This window comes from Actinomadura sp. NPDC000600, from assembly GCF_040492135.1.
GTDB lineage: Bacteria > Actinomycetota > Actinomycetes > Streptosporangiales > Streptosporangiaceae > Spirillospora.
Window position 1 is genome coordinate 1 of the sequence record NZ_JBEUPD010000097.1, and the last position, 2,318, is coordinate 2,318.

1 protein-coding gene is annotated in these 2,318 nt (G+C 71.7%); it reads left to right on the forward strand.

Annotated elements, in window-relative coordinates; genetic code table 11:
- Window positions 1-72 precede the first annotated feature (72 nt).
- Window positions 73-2,250: a telomere-associated protein Tap gene (tap, locus tag ABWI07_RS43880; RefSeq protein WP_353822181.1), complete on the forward strand. Its 2,178-nt coding sequence runs from the start codon at window positions 73-75 to the stop codon at window positions 2,248-2,250.
- The last annotated feature ends 68 nt before the right edge of the window (window positions 2,251-2,318 follow it).

Consider the following 2,318-nt stretch of genomic DNA (forward strand, 5'->3'; position numbering starts at 1 on the left):
CGATCCCGTCGTGGCCCTTGAGGACGTGCCTGCGCCTGCCCTTGGCCAGGTCCCACCACGGAAGAAGAACTGATGGCGCGGGCCGCAGAGCTACTGGCCCGCGGCCCATTGCTGCCGCCGCCGACCGAGCGGAAGCGGCTGCGTGAAGCGGCAGGTCTGACCCAGGAGGATGTGGCGATCGCGCTGCAGACGAAACGGGAGACCGTCAATGGCTGGGAGACCGGCCGCACGATGCCCCGCCCACCGCGCCTCGCCGCGTACAAGCACCTGTTGGACGGATGGGCCGCGATGTACCCGGCTCCCACGGACAACGCCGACGCCCCGTCCGGTGTCACGGCCAAGGTCCCGGAGACGTTCACGAGCGTCCCCGTGGCTCCGGAAGCGCGGACTCTGTCCACAGCCCCGGCCTCCGAGGCTGCGACCATGACTGTTTCTGAGAACATCCAGCCCCGCCCCACCGACAACGCCGCTGCTCCGGCTGCCGCGTCGCGTCCGGCGCGCACCGCCAGGCCGTCGTCGACGTCGCGCCGCCCGGCTGCGCGGAAGGCCGCCCCGGCGAACACTCCGGCCGGCACCGACCCGCGTTTTGCCAACGGTCCGATCGCGGTCGTCGACGTCGACGCCGACGGCCAGGTCCTCGCGTACTGCGTCGGCGGCCTGGTCCTGGACGTGCCCGCCAAGTCGATCCCGGCCCTGGTGGACTGGACGCTGCGCGAGGCGAAGCTCGGCCAGCCGAAGCTGTCCGGGCCGGGCAAGGACGCCGACCCGCTGATCGTCCTCACCGAGGCCGCGCTGGAGCGCTACGGCCTGCCCACCACCCTCACGGATGAGGAGCGGCTCGCCGGGCGGATCCCCGAGGGCCACAAGGTCATCAAGCAGTTGGCCCGAGCGGAGTGGAAGCTGACGAAGCGCGGGTTCGGCCCGTGGGCGCGGATCTACCGTCCCGCGCAGGGTTCGGAGCGGGCCTGCGTGCAGCTGTGCATTCCGTCGTGGAACGCGCTGGACACCCGTCACTGGGGCCAGGCCGGGCAGCTCCCGCCAGCGGAGCTCGCCCGTGTGCTGGGCGTGTACGCGTCCCGGGTGATGACGCCGCGCGGATCGACCGCCGTGACCGGCCTGGAACTGATGACCGCCCTGCACCCGCCGACCCGCGCCTCCGAGGCCGACGCGACGGGCAAGCGGCACTCCGAGCACAACCCCGGCTCGCTCGGGAAGGACCCGGTGGACTGCGCGCCGTGCGAGGCCCCTGACGGGCACCCGCTCCTCAAGGACCTGCCGCGGTTCCACGTGCGCGGCCCCGGCGAGAAGCTGTTTGAGGAGGCGTACGACTGGGCGCGGCCGATGACGGATGCCGAGTGCACCCTGCGGCACCTGGTGGGCATCGACGTGAACATGGCCTTCGCCGCTGGCGCGAACGGCCTGGTCGTCGGCCTCGGTGCGCCGACGCACGTCAAGGCTCCGGTGTTCGACCCGAAGCTGCCCGGCTCGTGGCTGGTCGACCTGTCCCACGTCGACCTGTCGAGGGTGAAGCTCGGCAAGGACAAGTGGGCGGACCTGGACGGCAGTCTGCTGCCCAGCCCGTTCACGCCGAAGGGCGAGCGCCCCGAGGGCCCGGCCTGGTACGCGACGCCGACCGTGGCGTACGCGGTGGAGCTCGGCTACGACGTCACGCCGCTCGAGGCGTACGTCCGCTACGAGAACGGCCGTTACCTGGACGGCTGGTACAACCGGCTGCGCGACGCGTACCTCGCCACGATGGCCGACCTCGGAGTCGACGCCGACCTGTCGCCGGCCGACTTCCTCACCGCGATGGACGGCTACCGCGGCCGTGACCCGGAGCTGGCGATCGTCGTCTCCGCGGTCAAGGCGACGGTGAAGGGCGGCCTGGGCAAGCTGCGCGAGCGGCCCCGGGGTGAGGGCTGGCGTCCGGGCGGGCCGTGGCGGGCACTGTCGCGCCCGACCTGGCGGCCCGACATCCGCGCGGCGGTCATCTCCCGCACCCGGATCAACCTGCACCGCAAGATCGTCAAGCACGCGGCATTCACCGGGCAGTACCCGATCGCAGTCCTGTCCGACTGCGTCGTCTACGCGGCCGACGGCACCAGCCCGCTGGACTTCCTGCCCTACCGGGACGGCAAGCCGCTGCCGGGCGGCTTCAAGCTCGGCATCAACCCCGGCCTGGTCAAGCACGAGGGCACCCAGAGCGTCTTGTGGGGCGAAGAGGTCCGCGAGAGGTTCTACGCGGCGTAGCTCAACCTCGCCCGTTACATCTCCGACGGCACCGTCACCGACGCCGACAACGGCGAATAGTAGAAGGC

Excerpts from the sequence above, each read along its gene's own strand:
- tap (WP_353822181.1), top strand. The coding sequence starts at position 73 with ATGGCGCGGGCCGCAGAGCTACTGGCCCGCGGCCCATTGCTGCCGCCG.